The sequence below is a fragment of the Pradoshia sp. Z5_111 genome, from assembly GCF_058267535.1.
The window spans coordinates 116573-134902 of sequence record NZ_JBZCPQ010000008.1; the positions used below are offsets into that span (position 1 = coordinate 116573).

An 18330-nucleotide genomic window follows, 5' to 3' on the forward strand; every position below is an offset into this window, starting at 1 on the left:
TCCAGTACCACCTCTATTCAGCTTGTTTGACTTTATTTGCGCGTAGAAGTGGTACTTATATCATCAGATACGGAGGAAGTATTACTGTTCTCTGTCGTAGAAGCCGAACCATCAGAAGATTTTTTGTCTACCAGTACTTCTTTTGTTTCCTTAATAACCCCTGCTACTTGCGGTGGCATTTCTTTCATTTCATCTACCTTTTCAGATATAAAAGATACATCCTGACCAATTTGATCTATGTTTGTACGAATTTTACCAGACATCTCCTTCACATTTTCCACTATAGAATTCGGATCTTTAGCCATCGATTTAACATTCGTTATCATTTTTTGACCGCCTGTCATTACTGTTTTGCGAGTGTTCTTATCCAATAGGCTGATTGCAAAACCTGCTGCTGCTCCACCTAAAATTCCTAACCATAGCTTATTGCTCTTTTGACTGCTTCTACTCATTATTTATCCCTCCCGAATTAATTTTACTTGCTTATTCTTATATTTATTGATTTACCTATAATAGCGGAATTCTAAACATAAAATGTCAATTAAGTATTTTATATCTTGACGCAAAATTGTTTCAAGAATATTCTTAATATTAACAACATACAGATAGGGTGAATTTACTTGGTTGACTTTTTGAATAAGTTTTCAAAAGATTTGACTGTACTTTTAGAAACAATAAGTAATTTTCTTTGGGGGCCACCCCTCTTAATTTTAATTGTTGGTACAGGTATTTATTTAACATTTCGAATTGGATTTTTACAAATTAAATTATTGCCTTATTCATTAAAATTGGCCTTCACTAAAAGCCAGGATAAAAAATCGGACGGAGATATTTCCCATTTCCAGGCTTTAATGACTGCTCTTGCAGCAACAGTCGGAACTGGGAATATTGTTGGAGTGGCTACAGCAGTCGTCAGCGGTGGACCAGGAGCCGTCTTCTGGATGTGGGTTGCTGCCTTTTTTGGTATGGCGACGAAATACGGAGAAGCAGTACTTGCGGTTAAATACAGAATCGTAAATGCTAATGGTGAAATGTCAGGTGGACCTATGTATTATTTAGAAAAAGGGCTGAGAATGAAATGGCTTGGCGTCGCCTTTGCGATTTTCGGTGCGATTGCAGCTTTTGGAATCGGTAATATGGTCCAAGCTAATTCAGTAGCCAACACGATTCATGATACTTTCTCCATCCCAACCTGGGTAACCGGGATTGTCCTAACTATTTTTGCCGCTCTTGTGTTAGTCGGAGGCATTAAAAGCATCGGTAAAGTCACCTCCTATTTTGTACCGGTTATGGCCGCCTTTTATTTAATTTGTGGAATCTTAATTCTTATCTTAAATGCTGAACTCGTTCCAAATGCAATTAAACTGATTTTCACAGATGCCTTCACTGGACAGGCAGTAGCTGGCGGTGCAATCGGAACAGTAATCCGTTGGGGTGTGGCTAGAGGTGTCTTTTCGAATGAAGCTGGTTTAGGATCAGCTCCGATTGCGGCAGCAGCGGCTAAAACGGATTTTCCTGCCCGACAAGCACTTGTATCAATGACGCAAGTATTTATTGATACAATTATTATTTGCTCAATAACAGGAATTTCACTTGTAATGGCAGATCAATATAATAGTGGGTTAGAAGGAGCAGAACTGACATCCGTCTCCTTTGATTTATTATTAGGTCCTGTTGGTTCCTATATCGTTTCAATCGGATTAATTTTCTTCGCTGCCTCTACAATTATTGGATGGGCTTATTATGGCGAGAAATGCTATTCCTACTTATTTGGTGATAGAACAGTGATTACCTATCGCATCGTTTTTGTTTTAGCTGTTTTTATAGGCTGCGTAAGTTCTCTTGATCTTGTTTGGAGCTTTGCAGATATTATGAATGCTTTAATGGCCATTCCTAACTTGATCGGCCTCCTCGGACTATCAGCTGTGATTATAGCTGAAACAAAGATCATTATCAGAATCATTAATATTGAAAAACAAAATAAGCAGAGAAAGACATTTGAAACTTGAATTTGACAGATAGTGAATTCCATGGAATGATATTTCTATCTAGTGCGGAAGGGATGAATGAAGTGGCAGATTTATCGGTTAAATCCACTGAGAATATTAAAATTATGATTAATGGCATCCAAGAAAAATTACAAATGATCAACAGCTCAGCTATGCGTGCAGACAGCTTTAATGATAGCTCCTATGAGGATTTATTGGAGATATATGAAATGGTCATGTCCAAGGACCGCTTCAGCCCAAGTGAAATGCAAGCAATTGTCGAAGAGATTGGCAAATTGAGAAAGTAAATTGGTAATAAAAGCTCCTCCGTTCAAGGAACGGAGGAGCTTCATTTTATTTGGACAGCAATGCAAGGGATTCCCTGTTGAAGGCAGGAATATCATCCGGCTGCCTGCTTGTTACTAATTGTTCTCCACATACAAATACCTCTTCATCATGATAAATGGCACCTGCATTCTCGAGATCAACCTTAATTGACTTGTATCCTGTTGAATCTCTTCCTTCCAGCGCTTTTGCAGTAATCAACAATTGTGGACCATGGCAAATTGCGAATACTGGTTTCTTTGCATCCATGAATTCCTTGGCGAAAGAAACAAAACGATCATCTCCTCTTAAAATATCAGGAGAGAATCCACCCGGAATAAATAAAGCATCAAACTCATTCGCTTTTACCTCATCAATGCCCTTTTGAATTTCCACCGTTTCTTTTCCTTGCTTACCTTCAACATTTTGTCCACTTTCAAAGCCGATGGTTACTACTTCATGACCAGCTTCCTTATAAGCCTTAGCAGGGTCTGTATATTCTACATCTTCAAACATATCCGTTATGACACAAGCAATTCTTTTACTCATACTATCAATCTCCTTTTTTGAAAAATAATAGTTACATTTTCATTCTTTCCCTCGGCAAAATTTTCATAAACATTCTCTTTTATGTAATCAAGGAATATAAAAACAGTGTGAATGATATTCACACTGCCCAAGTCAACCCTATTACCTAAACAGTAAACTTGCCTAAAGAAGCTCGCATTTCTTCTGATAAATCAGTCAGCGCCCGTGCGGATGAACCAATTTCCTCAACGGCAAATCCTCTGCCATGTTCACCAGCAGGGCGGCTTCAATCCATGCGTTCAATGCTAATAGATCCACTACTCACCAATTAATGTTTTACGGGGCATGATGAGGATTTCTACGCGTCTGTTTTTCTCCCGCCCACTGTCAGTGGTATTAGGCACTACTGGTTTAAATTCTCCAAAGCCTTTTGCACTAAACCATTCCGGTTTTAATTTTTTATTATCCTGGAGAAGCTTCATAAAGTTAACAGCTCTCATAACGCTTAATTCCCAATTTGATTCAAACTCTGCATTACGAATCGGTACATTATCCGTATGTCCGCTAATGATAATATTTCTGGGAGGTTCCATTACAAGCAGTTCAGATATTTCCTTCGCAATTATTTCATCTCTCTCTCTGACCATTGCAATCCCCGAGTCAAATAATACATTATCTCGAATGGTTAACAGCAACCCTTCCTCTGTCAGAGATGTCTCTAAATTGCTTTTTAAATGACTGTCACTAATATAAGTATCAATTTTCTCCTGAACTACCTTCAATTCTTCCAGCTCCGGATTGGCTACCTCTGTTCCTTCTTCTTCTTTCCCATCAAATTTCTCTGGATCTGTTTCTGCCATCATCCCTTCAGGCATTGGGCTGGGATGCTCAAAAACACCTGTTCCTCCATCTAATGCTTTATTAAAGGCTCGTGATAGATCAGAGAACTTTTGGGCATCTACAGAACTCATAGCAAATAAGACAATAAATAACGCTAATAATAAGGTTAATAAGTCACTGTATGGGAGCAGCCAGGATTCGGACATATGCTCCTCATGCTGAGACTTCTTTTTTCGCCTGGACATTGTTTCTCATCTCACCTTCCAACCACTTCTTCCTTTCCGCAGCAGGTAAATAAGAAGATAGTTTTTGCTCTATTGTCCTTGGTGCTTCACCTTCTAATATAGATAGAATGCCTTCTACCATCATCTCTTTAATACGTACTTCCTGTTTAGATTTTCTCTTTAATTTATTCGCAAACGGATGCCACAATAAATATCCCGTAAAGATTCCCATTAATGTAGCAACAAATGCTGCACTTATGGCATGGCCCAGCACTTCTGTATCACTCATATTGCCCAAGGCTGCAATTAATCCTACTACTGCACCTAGTACCCCGAGGGTTGGAGCATAGGTACCAGCCTGTGTGAAAATCTGAGCCCCAACAGCATGCCTTTCCTCCATGGCATCTATTTCTTCTGAAAGGATATCGCGAATATAATCTGCACTTTGTCCTTCAACCGCCAAATTCAAACCGTTCCTTAAAAATGGTTCTTCAACCGATTCTGATATTTTTTCTAGCGCCAGCAAACCTTCTTTACGAGCTGTTTGTGCCCAATCACAAAATGTATGAATTAATTCTTCCGTTGTAACCATTTCTTTTTCTGAAAAAAGGATGGCAAATAGCTTAGGAAGCTTAATCAATTCATTAACTGGAAAAGCAACTAATACAGCCGCAGCCGTTCCTAAAAAAATGATTAATATAGCAGCTGGATTGACAAGAACTGCGATATCAACACCTTTAAGCACCATTCCAACACCTACTGAAACGAAGGCCAACATAATCCCTATGATTGAAGACTTGTCCATATAATTCACCCGTTTTCTACTATTCTTTTATCTCTTCTAGTATCGACATTTCAATAAATTCCTTAACACTATTAAGCTTTTAAAAAGATTTGAAAATCAATTTTAGGTAAAAAGACATAAAAAAAGTGATGAAAACATCACTTTTTTTGAACGATTAAAGATTGGAATGTACATTTATATACCAAGCAACAGCATTTCTTAGGAAAATGACATATTTTTTCCCATCTATCAATAACCATCCAGGAATATAATTTGTTTCTTTTTAACAAATATGTCGAAGTAACCAATTTTCTGTAATATTTTTGTAAATCAAATTCAATAATGCTGTAACCATAGAAACTAGTATTTTAGTTATAGTAGTAAAGTAGAGAAAAGGCGGTAAGATTTAACAATGCTGCCAAAAAACATTTCGGGGGTCACTATGAAAAAAATAATTATTGCTCTTGCTATTTTTCTGTCATCCACGCTTGTGCCATTTGGACCATTTGAATCTAAAGCCTCAGCTGCTATGTCGACTAGTAAAGCCAACAAAGTTGTATCAACCGGGAAAAAATATGTAGGAACGCCTTATCGATACGGCGGAACAACACCTAAAGGATTTGATTGCTCTGGTTTTGTGGGGTATACCTTCAAAAAAGCAGCAGGAAAGAAACTTCCAAGGACCTCAACCAGTATGTATAAACAGGGGAAAAAGATTGCTAAATCTAAGTTAAAAAAAGGAGATTTAGTTTTCTTTAATACTTCCGGAAAAGGGGTCTCCCATGTAGCGATCTACATTGGAAGTAATAAAGTCATTCACTCTGTTTCTAAAGGTGTAAAAACAGATTCACTAAGCTCATCTTATTGGAAGAAACGTTATGTAGGAGCTAAAAGATTATAAATTCTATTTTACAGGCGGACATCCTTCGCCTTTTTATTTTGCTTATTTTATACCCATTTGTAATAAGTGTAAACCTTTACATACTAGTTGTACTGGCATTCTATTTTAACCAGTCAGCATATCACTTGGAGATATTTCAATATAAATGCTAAACTCTTCTTCTCTTTTCAGGAAGGTTTACTAAAATCTATTTTTTTATTGGTCGCATTAATGCGTATAAGTCTTCTTCCAAACGTGCAGCATATGCTTCAGCATGTTTCCCAGCATCCCTCACTCCAGCATTGTAAAAATGAGGTCCTAACGTTTCTGTGAAAAACTCCAAAATATTCTCTGCAGCCAGTTCTCCAATCTCTTCATCACGCTCTTTTTGAAAATATTGTTGAATTTGACCAATTATCCATCTTTTATCTTCTGCTTTCCAATTGATTAGCACTTGTACCCCTCCTTTGAAATTTACCTTTATCTTTCATTTATAACAAAAAAATAGTAGGATATAAACCTTCATGAGGTTTATCCTACTATTTTTTTAAGCGTAACACCTATTGTTTGGCCTTTAATTATTTAACTTATTCTTCCATGCTCTTTTTTAAGCTGGCTTTTTCATATACTTGGTTAGCATTTTGTAGGCATGCTCTACTTGTTCATCACTAGGAGATTGGATTCCCGCCAGTGGATATTTGTAGCCAAGAGTTTCCCATTTATAAACACCTAATTGATGATATGGTAAGATTTCTACCTTTTCAATATTATTAAGTGTTCCTAAGAATTGACCCATTCTCTCCAAGTATTCATCCTGATCATTAACGGTTGGAACTAGTACGTGTCTGATCCAAACCGGTTGTCCTTTGTCAGAAAGATAACGGGCGCAATCCAAAATATGTTCATTCGGTTTACCAGTTAGCTTAATATGGCGTTTGCTATCTATGTGTTTAATATCCAGTAGGATCAAGTCTGTATATTCAAGCAGTTCATCGAATTGCTCTAAAAATTCTGGTGATCTCGAAAAACAGCCGGCCGAGGAATCAATGGTCGTGTGAATTCCTCTTTCCTTACATAATTTAAACAGTTCTATAATAAAAGGAATTTGCAATAGCGGTTCTCCACCACTGACGGTAACTCCACCGCCTGATGCATCCATGAATGGTTTATATAATTCAATATCTTTAACAATTTCTTCTGGACTCATTTGCTTGCCTGTTCCAATTGACCACGTATCGGCATTATGGCAATATTGGCAGCGCAACAAACACCCTTGCGTAAAGACAATGTAGCGGATCCCCGGGCCATCTACTGTGCCGCATGTTTCAACGGAATGTATATTTCCATATGTTGTCATGAGATCCCATCCTTTCTTTTCTAAAAATATCCAATGGGAAGTTAAAAGTTAGTCTCCCTGCTAATACAGGGAGACCTCCTAGTAACAAGTACTTCTATATTACATAGTTTCGTGGAACGTACGGTTGATAACGTCAATTTGTTGCTCACGAGTCAACTTGATGAAGTTAACAGCGTATCCAGATACACGGATTGTTAATTGCGGATACTCTTCTGGATGTTCCATAGCAGCCAACAATGTATCACGGTTAAATACGTTGATATTTAAGTGATGGCCTTCTTTAGAAGCATAACCATCTAAGATTGCTGCAAGGTTCGCTTCGCGTTGTTCTTCTTCACGTCCAAGTGCTTTTGGCACCATAGAGAATGTGTTAGAAATACCGTCTAAAGAGCAATCGTATGGAAGCTTAGATACAGAAGATAGAGAAGCTAGAGCACCTTTTGTATCACGTCCGTGCATTGGGTTCGCACCTGGTGCGAATGGTTCGCCAGCGCGACGTCCATCTGGAGTGTTACCAGTTTTCTTACCATATACTACGTTAGAAGTAATTGTAAGAATGGATTGTGTGTGCACAGAGCTACGGTATGTTTTATGCTTTTTCAATTTAGTCATAAAGTTACGAACAAGCTCAACAGCCATGCTGTCTACGCGATCATCATTGTTTCCGTATTTAGGGAAATCACCGATGATTTCAAAGTCAACTGCCACACCGTTTTCATCACGGATTGGTTTAACTTGTGCATATTTAATCGCACTTAATGCGTCAGCTACTACAGACAATCCAGCAATTCCCGCTGCCATTGTGCGAAGGATTTCAACATCATGTAATGCCATTTCAATACGCTCATAGCTATACTTATCGTGCATGTAGTGGATTACATTCAATGTATTGATGTATAGCTCTGCAAGCCATTCCATTGTGCTATCGAAGTTAGCCATAACTTCATCAAAGTCTAACACGTCAGAAGTAATTGCTTTGAAGTTCGGTCCAACTTGAATTTTAAGTTTTTCATCCACACCGCCGTTGATTGCATAAAGCAATGCTTTTGCAAGGTTCGCACGAGCTCCGAAGAATTGCATTTGTTTACCGATACGCATTGCGGATACACAGCATGCAATTCCGTAGTCATCGCCGTATTCTCTGATCATGATGTCATCATTTTCGTACTGAATCGCACTTGTTTGGATAGACATTTTTGCACAGAAACGTTTGAACCCTTCTGGGAACTTCGTAGACCATAGTACAGTCAAGTTTGGTTCTGGAGCTGGTCCAAGGTTTGATAATGTGTGCAAGAAACGGAAAGAGTTTTTCGTTACAAGAGTTCTTCCATCTAATGCCATACCACCGATTGATTCTGTTACCCAAGTAGGGTCTCCACTGAACAATTGGTTGTAATCAGGTGTACGAGCAAATTTTACAAGACGAAGCTTCATAACAAAGTGGTCGATGATCTCTTGTGCTTCTTGTTCTGTTAATGTGCCTTCACGAAGGTCACGCTCGAAATAAATATCAAGGAAAGAAGAAGTACGTCCAAGAGACATTGCCGCACCGTTTTGTTCCTTGATTGCAGCTAGGTATGCAAAGTATAGCCATTGTACCGCTTCTTTTGCGTTTGTAGCTGGTTTAGAGATATCGTATCCGTAAATTTCAGCTAGTTGTTTCAATTCACCTAACGCACGAATTTGTTCGCTTAATTCTTCACGTTGACGAATAACTTCTTCAGACATTGTTCTTAAACCGTAGTTTTTCAAATCTTTCTTACGTTCAGCAATCAAGAAGTCTACACCGTATAATGCAACACGACGGTAGTCACCGATGATACGTCCACGTCCGTATGCATCTGGAAGACCAGTGATGATACCAGCTTTACGAGCAAGTTTCATTTCATCAGTGTAAGCATCGAATACACCTTGGTTGTGTGTTTTACGGTAGTCAGTGAAGATTTTTTGAACTTCTTCATCAACTGTGAATCCGTATGATTCTGCTGCAGCTACTGCCATACGGATACCACCGAATGGTTGTAGGGAGCGTTTAAATGGTTTATCAGTTTGGAAACCAACGATAGTTTCTAAATCTTTATTTAAATATCCAGGACCATGGGAAGTGATAGTTGAAACGATTGTAGAATCAAGATCAAGTACGCCGCCTGCTTCACGTTCTTGCTTAGTAAGCTCCATTACTTGTTTCCATAATTCTTTTGTTGCTTCAGTTGGACCTTCTAAAAATTCATCATTTCCAGTGTATGGAGTGATGTTTTTCATGATGAAGTCACGTGTATTAACTTCTTTCTGCCAGTCTCCGCCAGCAAAGCCTCTCCATGGATCTTGAGTATTTACTTTATCCATAACCATTGCCATTTTATTTTACCTCCTAATATTACATTCAGGAATATTTTTCTAGCTTCTAGATGTTCAACTTTTAAATTTATATAACAGCTATCTATAGACTTATAATACACGTTATATGTGAAAAAGTGAACATGTAAATTATGACAATCCAGTGAAATCGAAAACATTATTGTTAAATCAATCTTTTCTAACTATTTTCGAATAATTCTAACTTTAGAACCCTCGGAAAGCTAGTGGAACTGTTATAGTAAAATCCACACAAAAAGACAAACTGTACTATAAAAGGCATCTGTTCTTAAATACAGATGCCTTTTATAAATACCATTATATAACAATTCTGTCATTTATGCACGTCTGATCTATTTTTAAAGGCTTCCTTCGTCACAATATATTGTTCATGGTTTGTATGTTGCTCCTGATTTCCGCCCGTTTCAGCATGATGAGGAAAATTCCCAGGATGACTTTTACGTTTATGATTAAAACCTTTACCTCTTGCCATAATTCTACCTCCTTCCCTTATTATCATTTTCTGCAGAAAGGCGAGAATTATCGCAGGTAAGTTGAGGCAATATAGTACAAAAAGAACATCATTATTGGTAGCCATAGACCACTTGCTTAAGCAATTTGGGAACAACCTCAGTGGAAAATGGAATATGCAGCCTTTCTGTACGTTTGTGCGCATCCTTACCATATGGACCGATATTTACGGCTGGTATATCCAATTCCCCAATAATAGAAAGCGGAAGATTATAACCACTCCCATATAGAGGCATTTCATTTTCTAATACAGGCATCACTAAATCACGATCGCGCAAACGGCAATAACTTACATCAGAAAGGCCTGGAAAATATGACATGATCTTTATTTCTTCATTAAATTTCTCTTTAGCGGTCCTAACGCATTGCTCTACTAGTCCTTTTGCTTTCTGATCCCTTTCATCATCTTCCAAATAAACGTGCGGATAATAAGGTGGAGCGAGCATAATCATATAGAAAGGAGCCTCTGATTTGAAAAAAGATGCCACTACATCTGCAATTTCAGCTGTTAATTTGGCCATGTTCATGCCTGCGTCCTGTTCAAGCAATGCAATCTTTGCGTTTATTTCTTTAACAAACACATGGCCAAATTCTCTACAGCCCTTATCAAATAACTCTTGATACGTGTATACCCTTGGCTTAAGGATTGACTTTCTTGAACCATGTCCTCCATACCCAAGTAAATCATAAATATTTGATAGCCGTCCTTCTATATACTGGCTGCTTTCTTCACCAATATCTTTCAGCTTGTTTATGACTTCTTCCGGATTTTGCTTTAATGTAAGGATGTTTGCAAGTACATATGCTGCAGTTGGCGTTTGGACATTATACGCTTCTTTTAAATCCATTAATTTTAATATCGTAGGCAAAGGATTCTGTTCCCCGCGTTCATGTTCTAAAAAGGCTAAGGATAACTCCAGTCTTTCCGCTATTACACCTGCCATCCAGGCGGCATTCATACCTTCGAGCGGTTCGCCCACATGTGTTTCAGTTCCGACACAAAAAATTAAGGGCAGCAACTTACCCACAGATCCTGTATAAAAATATTTTGTTCGGTCTCCTGGATATGCACCAAAACTCGGCTCCGAGCAAATGGCCACTTCCAAATCAAGTTGGTATTGGTCCCTGATTCCTTTAATCAACTCAACTCCCGCAAACATTCCGGCCGAATATCTCTCTTCATCCGGTGTTGCTAAAAATAATAGGTTATGCTTCAAATCGCCATGTTCGGCAGCTTCTGATAGTAAGGCCATCTGAATAGCAAGTCCGGCTTTCATATCCATAATTCCTCTTCCAAAGATCCACTCCCCAGACTTCAAATCCTGCTCGGCATCATCTGAAAGGTTTTCCTCTGCCATTGCACTTGTACATTCCAATGGTGAAAAAGCGAGCGGTGCAAGGCGTCCGTAATCTTCAACCCCTACTACATCATAATGACTTAAAAGTATAATTGTTTTTTTACTCGTTTTACTCCCTTGATAAAAAGCAGCAACTGCTTTTCGATTTAATAGATCTCCTGTAATTTCTTTTCTGTATATTTGATTGGGGTACTTTTGAAAATAAGGCATTTCCTTAAGGATCGCAGAAATTTCATCCTCCATACGCAGCTCACCCCTTGTGCCCGTTACACTTGGCACTTTTACAAGGCGATATAATAATTCCAAAATCCCTTCCTTTGTATTCCAATGACCCATACCTTCTCCCCCACTTTTTCTATCTTTTTCTAAAATTATAGCAGTATTTGGTTGAATATTCAGTTAAATGTTATTTACCATGTTCTCAATTTTGCCGCGGCTAATCAGATATGGTACGGTATTCTTACAATTAAAGGAGCGGGTACAATGGATATTTCTATCAATATTAAAGAGATTACTCTCCACTATATTTCAATGGAACTAAAGAATTCCTTTACTACAAGCTTTGGAAGCTTGAAAGATAGAGAAATGATTATTATTGAAATGGTTGATAGCGATGGAATCGTTGGGTGGGGTGAGTGTGTTGCCTTCCGAGAACCTTGGTATACGGAGGAAACACTCCAAACAGCTGCACATATTATGAAAGATTTTTTAATCCCCAAACTCATCCAGCAGCCAATCTATCATCCGGATGAGCTTCAGCATCTTTTTTCTCCTGTTCGCAAAAATCCAATGGCTAAATCAGCTCTTGAAGGCGCAATTTGGGATTTATATGCGAAGAAAAATAATAAATCCTTATCGAGAGCTTTAGGTGGAACTAAAAACGAGATTGAAACAGGAGTTAGTATCGGACTACAGACCTCAGATGAACATTTATTTCGCCTGATTGATCATAGCCTTGAGCAAGGATATAAGAGAATTAAGCTTAAAATCAAACCCGGTCAGGACATCTCTCTTATTCGGACTGTTCGTAGGAGATACCCTCAATTACCCATTATGGCTGATGCAAATTCGGCCTATTGTTTAGCAGATATGGATCTTTTAAAAGCGCTGGATGAATTTGATTTAATGATGATTGAACAGCCGCTTCGTTTTGATGATTTTTATGAGCATGCCATTCTTCAGCAACATATCGCGACACCGGTATGCTTGGATGAAAGCATTCAATCATTTGAGAACGCCAAACAAGCAATTGCCCTGGGTAGCTGCCAAGTGATTAATTTAAAAATTGGACGAGTCGGCGGGTTATCAAAAGCTATTAAAATTCTTCATCTTTGTGAAGCCAAAAATATTTCCGTTTGGTGCGGCGGTATGCTTGAATCTGGTATTAGCCGGGCCCATACGATTGCACTGGCCTCCATGCCACAGGTTAATCTGCCAGGTGACATTTCAAGCTCTAGCCATTATTGGGAGCAAGATATTACGTTTCCTAACGTGATTGTCGAGAACGGTGTCATTCAAGTTCCTGAACAAGCCGGAATCGGTTTTGAAGTTAATCGAACATGGCTAGCCCAATACTCAACTCACAAAGAGTCCTTCACTTCCAAATAATGTGTATTCTTATTCTATACGGGTATAGAATAAGAAACGAACAATGGGAGTGAATACACATGACAAAGGAAAAACCATTATCAAAGAAAAAAATGGACAATCCTGAAAACTCGATGACAGACAAAGAGCATATGCTCGATAAGTTTGAAGATGAACAGCATGTTGACACCATTCCTATCGAGGATTTACGAGAAGAAAATCTAGAAGAAAAAGATAAGACTGCTACGAAGAGTACTTCTTCCAGCGAAAAAAAATACGAGCCCGAAAAACAGTGAGCATGGAGCCAGTTTATCTGGCTCTTATTTTAGATCTCACCCCAAAAAAGCAAGGACGTTTCTGATGAGGCCAATAAAGTTCAGAACATACTTAATCAGCTTACCGACGTATCTCAAAGGATTGCAGCAGAGATTATCCGAATATCCAGCTTTACACAGGAAAGTTCTGCATCCTCACAGGAGATTCTCGCTAATATCGAAGAGCAAAACGCTAATAACCGGCATTTCTCATAGCTTTAATGAACTCGATCATCTAGTTGAAAAACTGGATAAGTTAGTGCAGATTTAAATAAAACTCGCTATTCATATTAACGCAGCACCTAGTTGATGCTGATTCATGATTGGCGAGTTTTTTAACTTACAAATTATTTTAACTCATCGTATTTAGTCTTCAAGGTTAAAGGACATCGCCACATAGGTTATACTAACTAATGGTCATAGCCGGCTGGGACACCACTTATAAACGATCCTGAAAAGACGAACGATATCTAATTTATCGACTTTGTTACTTATAAAAGAGTTAAGCTGGTAGAAAAGTTCGTTCCATTGCGCGCTTACTCCACTCGCTTTCCGCGGGGAGGAAGGCTTTAGCCTCCTCGGCTACGCCTGTGGGGTCTTAAGCCTCCGTTACTTCCCGCAGGAGTCGGTGGCTTCCGCTCCATTCCACTAGGTCTAATAATGGTATATAGAAGTAACCAATCTATTGAAAACAAATAAAAATCCGAACTATTAGATATTTATTAAAATATCACCTAATAGGTCGGATTTATTATTAACTGAATTCTTATGTCCCAGCCTCTTAAAAACTTATTCCGATTTCACTTTTTCATATCCATTGACGACAACAGATAGTTCCCCAGTCGATGGATGAATAACCATTCCCGTAACTGGTATAGATGCCGGCATTAACGGATGATTCTTAACCAGATTAACACTTTCCGTAACGCTTTCATGTACATTAGAAAAGCCCTTAACCCACTGCTTCACATCTATTCCAACATGCTCCAAAGTAGAAAAGGTCTCTTCGGGTACTCCATTATCAGTCATTTGTCCAATCAATTGATTTGGATCCATGGCAGCCATACCGCAATCCTCATGACCTACAATAAATACTTCTCTTGCTCCCAATGCATGAATAGCGACAATGATGGAACGCATCACACCGCCAAATGGATGATTTACGATCGCTCCGGCAGTCTTTATAATTTTGACATCTCCGTTAGCAATATTCATGGCCCTTGGTAACAACTCAACCAGCCTTGTGTCCATACAACTTACTATAACCATTTTTTTATCGGGAAATTTAGTGGTCTCGTATGGCAAATATTCTTCCTTGTTTACAAATTCACGATTATAAGCAAGAATTTCATCTAAAGTATTCATTTATTTCTCCCCTTCATACAGCATTAAATCCATTGTACATAAGTATTTATAATAGTTAAAATAATATACAATTTCATCCGAAGGAAACTTTCAACAAAAGATGCGTACACTATCATAACAGATTACTAAACAGTATTGCCGCAACGACTAATGAAAGGATCCATTCACTTTGAAGACAAAACTTAGGCAACTTGAACCCTATATACATTCCATTTTTGAATATTTACACTCACATCCTGAGATAAGCTGGAAAGAGCACGAGACTGCGGCCTTTATTGAAAAGCGATTAAGCGAAGAAGGGATTAAGTGCAATGCTTTCCCCTCATTTCCCGGTTTAGTTGCTGAAATAGGCTCTGGCAAGCCAGTCATTGCTTTACGAGCGGATATGGATGCCCTTTGGCAGGAATATGATGGAACCTTTAAAGCTAATCATTCATGCGGACATGATGCGCACATGTCAATCGTATTGGGTACAGCCTTGATGCTCAAAGAATTGACTGGGACTGAACAAGAAAAAGGAACAGTTCGATTTATCTTTCAGCCGGCAGAAGAAACGGGTGAAGGTGCCAAGGCTGTAACGAATCTTGGAATTGTAGATGACGTTGATTATTTATACGGTCTCCATCTTCGTCCAATAGAGGAGCTGCCTCTTGGCATGGCAGCTCCTGCGATCAATCATGGGGCAACCTATCATGTTTCAGGAAAAATCATTGGAGAAGATGCACATGGAGCGCGGCCTCATTTAGGGACAAGTTCAATAGATGTCCTAATTATGATGCATCAGCTGCTTCAACAAATTAAACTGTCACCGATGAAACCACATTCCATCAAAATTACCAGATTCGAAACAGGAAATGAAAATTTAAATGTCATACCAGGTACTGCTTTGTTTGGAATTGATGCCAGGGCTCAATCAAACGAAGACCTGCACATCATTAAGGAGCAAATACAGCAAACCTTTACCCAATTAGAATCAATCTTCCGCATTCATATCCAACTAGAACCATATCCAGATACACCGGCTTCCATCATCTCCGCCAAAGCGGCGCAATTTATGGAAGAAGCTATTTTGGATACAATGGGGCGTAAAGCTCTAAGCCCCACGGTGTTAACTCCCGGAAGTGACGATTTTCATTTTTATACGAAACTTCGTCCTTCCATAAAAGCAACCATGCTGGCGTTGGGTGCTGATTTAGCTCCAGGGCTTCATCACCCAAATATGACATTTGATCGTTCTTGTATAATAGATGGTATCGAAATCCTAACAAGAGCTATTCTCCACACGTTAAAGGCTGAATCTCTATAATAAAGATTCAGCCCCTTTATAGTTAAACCCTATTCATTTCCTAGCGCTTGTTTGATATCCCCCCATAGATCTTCCCAGTTTTCTAATCCAACAGATACTCTCAGCAATTGGTCTGTAACACCCATTTCCAAACGTTCAGCTTCTGGAATAATGGCATGTGTCATTGAAGCGGGGTGACAAATCAATGTTTCGACATCCCCTAAGCTGACTGCGATTTTAATAAGCTTCATCCTATTAAGAAAGGCTTGCGCATCCTCTTTACTACCTTTTATTTCAAAAGCGATAACCCCTCCTGGCTGACGCATTTGTTTCATAGCTGCCTCGTATCCAACATTTTTCTGATCCCCAGGGTAATAAATCTGCTCAACTTTTGGATGTTCTTTTAGCTGCTCATAAATTTTTTGAGCATTTTCGCTATGACGGTCCATACGAATTGGCAAGGTTTTGATTCCCCTTAACAATAACCAGGCATCAAAAGGCGCCATGATTCCCCCGACGTCCTTTAACATTGTTTTTCTAACTCGTGATATGAATTCATGAGAACCGGCAGCCAAGCCCGCTACAACGTCTCCATGTCCGCAAATATATTTAGTTGCACTGTGTACAACTATGTCACATCCCAGCTGAAGAGGTTGTTGCAAGTATGGCGAAGGAAATGTATTATCCACAACGACAGGGATCCCATTTCTTTTAGCCACTCGTGCCACCATTTCCAAGTCAATGACTCTCATTGTTGGGTTAATTGGCGTTTCAACAAATATACACGTTGTTTCAGGTTTAATTAACTCCTGAATCTGTTCCTCTGTTTCCATCGGACTAAAGTCATGATAGATATTATATTTCTCCTTCATCATTACTAATAAATCAAATGTACAACCATAAATACCGAGTGAGCATAGAATATGATCATTTGTCTTGGTAAGTTCCATTAAAACAGCTGATACAGCAGCCATACCGGACCCAAATGCAATTCCTTCCTCAGCTCCTTCCAATACAGCTATTTTCTCTTCTAGTGAGCGTACGGTTGGATTACCTAATCTCGAATAGATAAATCCACTATCTGTACCAGCAAATCGTTGTTCCCCCTGTTCAGCAGTTTCAAATGTAAAGGTGGAAGTTTGATAGATTGGCATAGATAGACTTCCCTGATGTTCGTTTGAATCATATCCGGCATGTATAGCAGCAGTTTCAAAGTGGGTATATTTCTTATTCATATAGCTCCCCCTAATTTAAATGTAAAAAATTTCAATCACCACTTTATCATATGGCATACACCCAAAAATTGTAAACGATCTTATCCAGATATTTCAAAAACCAACCTTTCATGGCACACAAGGAACCAATATTTATCTAAATATAACTAATCAATATATACCGAAAAAAATAAGGACCCTATACTTATTAGATCCGATTTATCTATTTACTAAGTATTTCCTTGAATTACAAGAAAAAAAGGCCCTAAACGGACCTTTTCACCCATGTATTATGTCAGCAAAAGCACCATCTACTACTGATGTAAGTAAATCAGCAACCTTTACTTTCATTTGAACTCCTATTTTCCCTGCACTGACGATGATTTTTTCCTGAATTTCAGCTGATTCATCTATGTATGTTTTATACTGCCTTTTCATCCCGACCGGTGAACAGCCACCGCGGATATAACCCGTCCATTTTTGTATGTCTTTCATAGGCAGCATCTCAACTTTCTTTTCACCAGAAACTTTAGCTGCTTTTTTCAAATCCAGCTCTGAATCTACAGGAATCACAAATACATAAATAGAGCCACTCCCTGCAATGGTGACGAGAGTCTTATAGACAAGACGATAATCCTGGCCTATTTTCTCTGCAACGGAAATACCATCAATTTTCCCATCACGATTTTCGTATTGAAATATTTCATACTCAATTCCTTTTTGATCTAATATGCGCAGTGCATTCGTCTTCACATTCCCCACTTAAAAACTTCCTCTCAAAATCTGCCCGATTTAAAAATTGAATAAAGTAAATACAGTACCATTAAGGTTGCGATAATCGATCCAATTTCAATAATAGGCACTTGCCATAAAATAGAACCGCTGCCTCTAGATGATGACCCTATAATCAAGCCTGCCATAATAATACTAAAGGATAAGAGAATAATCGCATAAGAAAGCTGGTTACCGACCTTATCCATTTTACCAAGGAACACATCTAGTTGCGGCACCTCTATTTGTACTCGAAATTTACCCTCTTTTAGCTTATTCGTTAATTCATGTAAACTGCGAGGCATTTCGTCCAGGATATCTGAGAATTCCACCACTTTGTTCCACAAGGAGTCAGCCAGGTTTTTAGGCTTCAGTCTTTCTTTAATCAACTTCTCCCCAAATGGCTCAATTACATCAATAATATTGAATTCCGGGTTCAATGTTTCTACCACACCTTCAACCGCAAGGAAGGTCTTACCCAGCATAGTCAAATCAGATGGGATACGGATATGATGTAAGTAGGTTAATGTAAAGAAGTCATTCACTGCTTCACTCATATTTAAGGTATTTAAAGGATGGCCATAATACTTATCGATAATTTCTTCCACATCAGATCGCAGTTTAT

18 protein-coding genes and 1 pseudogene are annotated in these 18330 nt (G+C 38.6%); 6 read left to right on the forward strand and 13 right to left on the reverse strand.

The genetic code is table 11. The annotated features are described in order from the left end of the window. Nucleotides 1–32: 32 nt before the first annotated feature. Nucleotides 33–452, reverse strand: coding sequence for a YtxH domain-containing protein (locus AC4D4A_RS15845; RefSeq protein WP_140462155.1), 420 nt, complete (start codon nucleotides 450–452; stop codon nucleotides 33–35). Between the two features lie 201 nt (nucleotides 453–653). Here AC4D4A_RS15845 and AC4D4A_RS15850 point away from each other — a divergent pair, with 201 nt between their 5' ends. Continuing rightward, nucleotides 654–2009 (forward strand): alanine/glycine:cation symporter family protein, encoded by a 1356-nt coding sequence (locus AC4D4A_RS15850; RefSeq protein ID WP_490996793.1) that lies wholly within the window; start codon nucleotides 654–656, stop codon nucleotides 2007–2009. Between the two features lie 53 nt (nucleotides 2010–2062). After that, nucleotides 2063–2296: a DUF1128 domain-containing protein gene (locus AC4D4A_RS15855; RefSeq protein ID WP_066108582.1), complete on the forward strand. Its 234-nt coding sequence runs from the start codon at nucleotides 2063–2065 to the stop codon at nucleotides 2294–2296. Between the two features lie 46 nt (nucleotides 2297–2342). Here the strand turns inward: AC4D4A_RS15855 and AC4D4A_RS15860 are convergent, their stop codons facing one another. The 3 genes from AC4D4A_RS15860 to motA all read right to left on the reverse strand — a co-directional run bounded on the left by AC4D4A_RS15860 (nucleotide 2343) and on the right by motA (nucleotide 4709). Next, entirely contained in the window at nucleotides 2343–2861 is a 519-nt protein-coding gene (locus tag AC4D4A_RS15860) for a type 1 glutamine amidotransferase domain-containing protein (protein ID WP_490996775.1), read from the reverse strand. A 296-nt stretch (nucleotides 2862–3157) separates the two neighbouring features. Beyond that, nucleotides 3158–3925: a flagellar motor protein MotB gene (gene motB / locus AC4D4A_RS15865; protein WP_490996776.1), complete on the reverse strand. Its 768-nt coding sequence runs from the start codon at nucleotides 3923–3925 to the stop codon at nucleotides 3158–3160. Then, the gene (gene motA, locus AC4D4A_RS15870; RefSeq protein ID WP_490996777.1) at nucleotides 3894–4709 is read right to left on the reverse strand and encodes a flagellar motor stator protein MotA; all 816 of its coding nucleotides are present in this window, start codon (nucleotides 4707–4709) and stop codon (nucleotides 3894–3896) included. Before motA ends, motB begins: the two co-directional genes overlap by 32 nt. A gap of 421 nt (nucleotides 4710–5130) precedes the next feature. On the opposite strand from motA, the gene AC4D4A_RS15875 reads away from it, so the two are divergent. Continuing rightward, nucleotides 5131–5589: a C40 family peptidase gene (locus AC4D4A_RS15875; protein ID WP_490996778.1), complete on the forward strand. Its 459-nt coding sequence runs from the start codon at nucleotides 5131–5133 to the stop codon at nucleotides 5587–5589. A 187-nt stretch (nucleotides 5590–5776) separates the two neighbouring features. Here AC4D4A_RS15875 and AC4D4A_RS15880 read toward each other — a convergent pair whose 3' ends face one another. From AC4D4A_RS15880 to AC4D4A_RS15900, 5 genes are all read right to left on the reverse strand, one after another. Continuing rightward, nucleotides 5777–6022, reverse strand: a complete 246-nt coding sequence (locus tag AC4D4A_RS15880) for a DUF2164 domain-containing protein (protein ID WP_490996779.1) — start codon at nucleotides 6020–6022, stop codon at nucleotides 5777–5779. A 153-nt stretch (nucleotides 6023–6175) separates the two neighbouring features. Further along, nucleotides 6176–6925 carry a pyruvate formate-lyase-activating protein gene (gene pflA, locus AC4D4A_RS15885; protein WP_066108295.1) on the reverse strand — a complete coding sequence of 250 codons (750 nt, stop codon included), beginning with the start codon at nucleotides 6923–6925 and terminating at the stop codon, nucleotides 6176–6178. Between the two features lie 99 nt (nucleotides 6926–7024). Then, nucleotides 7025–9283: a formate C-acetyltransferase gene (gene pflB, locus AC4D4A_RS15890; protein WP_490996780.1), complete on the reverse strand. Its 2259-nt coding sequence runs from the start codon at nucleotides 9281–9283 to the stop codon at nucleotides 7025–7027. A 331-nt stretch (nucleotides 9284–9614) separates the two neighbouring features. Next, a complete protein-coding gene (locus AC4D4A_RS15895) occupies nucleotides 9615–9773 on the reverse strand; it encodes a hypothetical protein (RefSeq protein ID WP_175354311.1) in 159 nt (52 codons plus the stop codon). 91 nt (nucleotides 9774–9864) lie between these two features. Continuing rightward, nucleotides 9865–11505, reverse strand: a complete 1641-nt coding sequence (locus AC4D4A_RS15900) for a M20/M25/M40 family metallo-hydrolase (protein ID WP_490996781.1) — start codon at nucleotides 11503–11505, stop codon at nucleotides 9865–9867. A gap of 153 nt (nucleotides 11506–11658) precedes the next feature. On the opposite strand from AC4D4A_RS15900, the gene menC reads away from it, so the two are divergent. Both menC and AC4D4A_RS15910 read left to right on the forward strand, forming a co-directional pair. Then, on the forward strand, nucleotides 11659–12777 hold the full coding sequence (menC, locus tag AC4D4A_RS15905) for an o-succinylbenzoate synthase (RefSeq protein WP_490996794.1): 1119 nt from the start codon (nucleotides 11659–11661) through the stop codon (nucleotides 12775–12777). 59 nt (nucleotides 12778–12836) lie between these two features. Continuing rightward, complete coding sequence (locus AC4D4A_RS15910) at nucleotides 12837–13052, forward strand: YczO family protein (protein ID WP_490996782.1); 216 nt, start codon at nucleotides 12837–12839, stop codon at nucleotides 13050–13052. 807 nt (nucleotides 13053–13859) lie between these two features. Here the strand turns inward: AC4D4A_RS15910 and AC4D4A_RS15915 are convergent. Then, nucleotides 13860–14435, reverse strand: coding sequence for a beta-class carbonic anhydrase (locus tag AC4D4A_RS15915; RefSeq protein ID WP_490996783.1), 576 nt, complete (start codon nucleotides 14433–14435; stop codon nucleotides 13860–13862). 169 nt (nucleotides 14436–14604) lie between these two features. On the opposite strand from AC4D4A_RS15915, the gene AC4D4A_RS15920 reads away from it, so the two are divergent. Beyond that, the gene (locus tag AC4D4A_RS15920) at nucleotides 14605–15741 is read left to right on the forward strand and encodes an amidohydrolase (RefSeq protein ID WP_490996784.1); all 1137 of its coding nucleotides are present in this window, start codon (nucleotides 14605–14607) and stop codon (nucleotides 15739–15741) included. A gap of 29 nt (nucleotides 15742–15770) precedes the next feature. Here the strand turns inward: AC4D4A_RS15920 and megL are convergent, their stop codons facing one another. The 3 genes and pseudogenes from megL to AC4D4A_RS15935 all read right to left on the reverse strand — a co-directional run. After that, nucleotides 15771–16955, reverse strand: a complete 1185-nt coding sequence (megL, locus tag AC4D4A_RS15925; protein WP_490996785.1) for a methionine gamma-lyase — start codon at nucleotides 16953–16955, stop codon at nucleotides 15771–15773. 258 nt (nucleotides 16956–17213) lie between these two features. After that, entirely contained in the window at nucleotides 17214–17696 is a 483-nt protein-coding gene (gene ybaK, locus AC4D4A_RS15930; RefSeq protein WP_490996786.1) for a Cys-tRNA(Pro) deacylase, read from the reverse strand. A gap of 14 nt (nucleotides 17697–17710) precedes the next feature. After that, a pseudogene (locus AC4D4A_RS15935) lies at nucleotides 17711–18330 on the reverse strand (ABC transporter); the annotation flags it as partial.

What these genes read in the sequence shown, in the direction of transcription:
- AC4D4A_RS15855 (WP_066108582.1), top strand. Translation starts at nt 2,063, where the DNA reads ATGAATGAAGTGGCAGATTTATCGGTTAAATCCACTGAGAATATTAAA.
- AC4D4A_RS15875 (WP_490996778.1), top strand. Translation starts at nt 5,131, where the DNA reads ATGAAAAAAATAATTATTGCTCTTGCTATTTTTCTGTCATCCACGCTT.
- pflA (WP_066108295.1), bottom strand. Translation starts at nt 6,925, where the DNA reads ATGACAACATATGGAAATATACATTCCGTTGAAACATGCGGCACAGTA.
- AC4D4A_RS15910 (WP_490996782.1), top strand. Translation starts at nt 12,837, where the DNA reads ATGACAAAGGAAAAACCATTATCAAAGAAAAAAATGGACAATCCTGAA.
- AC4D4A_RS15900 (WP_490996781.1), bottom strand. Translation starts at nt 11,505, where the DNA reads ATGGGTCATTGGAATACAAAGGAAGGGATTTTGGAATTATTATATCGC.
- megL (WP_490996785.1), bottom strand. Translation starts at nt 16,955, where the DNA reads ATGAATAAGAAATATACCCACTTTGAAACTGCTGCTATACATGCCGGA.
- motA (WP_490996777.1), bottom strand. Translation starts at nt 4,709, where the DNA reads ATGGACAAGTCTTCAATCATAGGGATTATGTTGGCCTTCGTTTCAGTA.
- motB (WP_490996776.1), bottom strand. Translation starts at nt 3,925, where the DNA reads ATGTCCAGGCGAAAAAAGAAGTCTCAGCATGAGGAGCATATGTCCGAA.
- AC4D4A_RS15860 (WP_490996775.1), bottom strand. Translation starts at nt 2,861, where the DNA reads ATGAGTAAAAGAATTGCTTGTGTCATAACGGATATGTTTGAAGATGTA.
- pflB (WP_490996780.1), bottom strand. Translation starts at nt 9,283, where the DNA reads ATGGCAATGGTTATGGATAAAGTAAATACTCAAGATCCATGGAGAGGC.
- AC4D4A_RS15915 (WP_490996783.1), bottom strand. Translation starts at nt 14,435, where the DNA reads ATGAATACTTTAGATGAAATTCTTGCTTATAATCGTGAATTTGTAAAC.
- AC4D4A_RS15845 (WP_140462155.1), bottom strand. Translation starts at nt 452, where the DNA reads ATGAGTAGAAGCAGTCAAAAGAGCAATAAGCTATGGTTAGGAATTTTA.
- AC4D4A_RS15895 (WP_175354311.1), bottom strand. Translation starts at nt 9,773, where the DNA reads ATGGCAAGAGGTAAAGGTTTTAATCATAAACGTAAAAGTCATCCTGGG.